Annotated in this window: 2 protein-coding genes; both read left to right on the forward strand. The window is 56.4% G+C overall.

The features are described from left to right. Positions 1-152: 152 nt before the first annotated feature. Positions 153-1,823: an ABC transporter substrate-binding protein gene (locus tag C9413_RS29810; protein ID WP_040114354.1), complete on the forward strand. Its 1,671-nt coding sequence runs from the start codon at positions 153-155 to the stop codon at positions 1,821-1,823. A gap of 1 nt (position 1,824) precedes the next feature. Continuing rightward, positions 1,825-2,826 (forward strand): ABC transporter permease, encoded by a 1,002-nt coding sequence (locus C9413_RS29815; RefSeq protein ID WP_040114353.1) that lies wholly within the window; start codon positions 1,825-1,827, stop codon positions 2,824-2,826. The last annotated feature ends 579 nt before the right edge of the window (positions 2,827-3,405 follow it).

The raw sequence follows: 3,405 nt of genomic DNA on the forward strand, positions 1-3,405 counted from the left end.
CTCTAGGCGAGAAGTTTGCGGCAATTGGAGCGGAATTTTGGTGCCGCTGTTTCATTGGCCCCGCGATTTTGGTGGGTAACTGCTGGCTGATAAATCCACCCTTCAATAGGCAAGCAGACTGGCCAAAAGCCAGCAATGAGGGAGGAGGAAGGATGAATAAGTGGTCACTTAGTCGCCGCTCGATGGTCAAAACCATGCTCGTGGCATCGGGGTCGGCGTGGGCGATAAATTCCAGGGCTTTTGCTTCGCCCTGCGGGGACCATGTTGTGCGTATCGCTGGAATTGTCAGCCCTGATACGATGAACCCATTTGCCACATGGAGTTCGTATTGGCCAACGATCTTCACCTATGATTTTCTGGTGGGTGTAGATGCTCAGCGCCATTCCGACCGGAAAGGATTTGCCAAAGAGTGGTCCGTTGCCAAGGACAATGTTACGTGGACCTTCAAAATTTGGCCGGGCATGAAGTGGTCGGACGGGCAGCCTGCCACCGCTCAAGACGCTGCTTTCACCTATGATTATCTGCGCGGGTCTATCGGCAAACCCGACGAACTGAATGTCGGGTGGAACAACACTGAGGGCCTAGAACTTGTTGAGTCAATCACGGCTCTAGACGACGAGACCCTGCAAATCGTGACGAAGGTGCCGACCCGCTGGCCAATTGACAATTGGACAATGATCGTTCCCGAGCACATTTGGAAGGATATCAGTTACGCCGATGCGCGCAGCACCTTCCGAAACAGTGCACCTTTGGTGGGCACGGGACCTATGATTATCGCGGAGTTTCAACAGGGCCAGTTCGCGCGCATGACCCCCAATGAATACTACCGCACGGGACGGCCAGGCACGGAAGGCTTGATTTTCCGGTTCTTCAATACTGCCGATCCTATCGCACAGGGCCTTAAGAGTGGTGACCTCGACTATGGCTTCATGCTGACGGCCGCCCAGTGGGCGGACCTTGCGAAGAATCCGGAGATTGTAGTCGGTAAACAGCGCATTGAGCAGCGGAACTATTTGGCTTTCAATACCCTCTCTGGCAAAGGAGCGGGAAGCACGAAGGCCTTGCAGGATCCGGCGTTCCGCGACGCAATTGGTTACGCTATCGATCAAAAAACCATCGTTGATCGAGGAATGCGGGGAAATGCCGACCTTGGCGTGGGGCTGACAATGCCGATTGCCGCCAACTACTATTCGGATCTGGCGGATATCAGGCGCCATTTTGACCTGGCCGAGGCGAGCCGCCGGCTCGATGCGGCAGGATATCGAGACACAAACGGCGACGGCATTCGAGAGGATAAGGAGGGAAAAAGCTTCCAGCTCGAGCTAATTACTGGGCCCAGCTCGGGAACGGTTGAGATGCCAATTGCGGTCGTGCAATTTATCGCTGACTGGCTGGGGCAAGTGGGCATTCCTGTGTCTGTAACTCAACTCGACGACGGTGCCCTTGGCGCCCGCTACGCCGATCCGGCGAAGGGTGGTGGAGGATGGGATCTACTCGTTACGCAAAGCTGGCTGTCCCCTTCCCCTCACGATTTTCTGAGCTTGGGCAGCAGTAAGCTTATCGGTAGCCAAAATAGATCATACTGGACAAGCGAGAAATTTGACAAACTCTTGTCAGAGATTGATGTTACGGTTGCTCTCAAGAAGAGTCAGGCTCTCGTAGATGAAGCGGCCAGGCTTATTTATGCCGAAGCTCCCTATATTATACTGTGTTATCCATTCGCGCTTGACGCGCGCCGCAAGGATTGCTTCAGGGGCTGGGGGAAGCAAGACATCATGTCGATGTGGAGCTACTTCCCGTTTGATCGCTTGAGCACGATCTAAAATGACGGCTGCTAGACATGGAAGCCGAGCAAGCCACCGCGTTGGACATATCATCCTCAGAGCTGTTGTGACTCTTTTGATGGTGGCGAGTCTGAACTTTATCTTGTTCAGAGTCATCCCCGGAGATCCGGCCGGGCTTTTGCTCGGCGGGGCTCGCAGTGGCACGACCACAGAACAGATTGAGGCTCAGCGCCAGCGCTGGGGCCTTGACCGCCCGCTTATCCCTGATCAATTGTTGAATTATATATCGGCAACGGTCCAGGGCGACCTGGGCTATAGCTTCAAATTCAGGGGAAGGCGCGTGGGCGACCTCCTCTTGGAGCGGCTGCCTGCTACCATTGCTTTGGTGGGTGTGGCTCAGATAATTGCGATCATTTGCGGTGTCATGCTTGGCATCTACGCAGGCTGGCGCCGGGGAGGTGCTGTCGACAACGTCGCCACTGCCGCATCCCTGGCACTGTACTCGACACCTGCCTTTTGGCTCGGCATGCTCTTGGTGGTGATCTTCAGCACGGCATTAGGTTGGCTCCCGGGCTACGGTGTATATTCGCCTGGTGTAACCATCGGGTCCCTCGAGTGGTTATTCGATTACGCTCGGCATCTCATCCTACCAGTCTCCACAGTTGCCCTAGGACTTTTAGGTCAATACGTCCTCGTGGCGCGCGCTGCTATGAGTGACGTGGTAGCCGAGGACTACATGGTGACAGCCCGCGCAAAGGGACTCACCAGCGGCCAGATGCTGATGCGTCATGCTTTCCGCAATGCGATGCTGCCCGTTGCAACCTTGGTGACGCTCAATCTTGGCTATGTGGTGGCGGGCGCAATCACCGTTGAAACCGTATTCGCTTGGCCGGGAGTTGGTAGCCTCACAGTCGAGGCCCTGAACGCACGGGATTATCCGGTCCTTCAGGGGGTTTTTCTGTTACTCGGTGCGTCGATTGTTCTTGCTAACCTTGTCGCGGACTTAACCTACGGCATTCTCGACCCCAGGGTGAAACAATGACCCAAACTGTCACAACAAACGCTCGGAATGTGCGGTTGCGCGCGATTAAGGAGTTTATAGGCAGGCTCTTCGAGCGAGGCGGCGCTTGGGTCGGCGTAGCGACACTGACCTTCTTCCTCGTTTTGGCTGCGTCGCCCGGACCGCTTGTTGGTCCACTGGAGACGGCTGCCACAGCGACGGGCGACTTTCTCGCATCGCCCGACAGGCAGCATATTTTGGGAACCGACGAAATAGGACGAGATGTTCTTAATCTCGTAGTCCATGGCGCACGGATTTCTCTTACAATAGCTATGATAGCGACTGCAATTTGCCTCATCGTCGGCACTACGGTCGGTATTGCGTCGGGCTATTATGGCGGGAAGGGCGACGCTTGGCGGAGGCGCCCGGCGGGCTTCTTTTTCGTCGTTCCGTCCTTCGGTCTGGGTCTGGGCCTTGCACCCCTCTTTGTGGGGGTCTGGGGCCGCGGTCGCGGAATCCTCCGGCTTTGGTCCGCTCTCTTCGCGGGCCGTGCGGGGTGCGGTGTTTTCACGTGGGCTCTTTTCGCTCGGGTCTTGCCCCCGCCGACGGCGGGCCCTCGGG

The sequence above is a fragment of the Rhizobium sp. SEMIA 4085 genome (assembly GCF_013004495.1).
Taxonomy (GTDB): domain Bacteria; phylum Pseudomonadota; class Alphaproteobacteria; order Rhizobiales; family Rhizobiaceae; genus Rhizobium; species Rhizobium gallicum.

Excerpts from the sequence above, each read along its gene's own strand:
- C9413_RS29810 (WP_040114354.1), top strand. The coding sequence starts at position 153 with ATGAATAAGTGGTCACTTAGTCGCCGCTCGATGGTCAAAACCATGCTC.
- C9413_RS29815 (WP_040114353.1), top strand. The coding sequence starts at position 1,825 with ATGACGGCTGCTAGACATGGAAGCCGAGCAAGCCACCGCGTTGGACAT.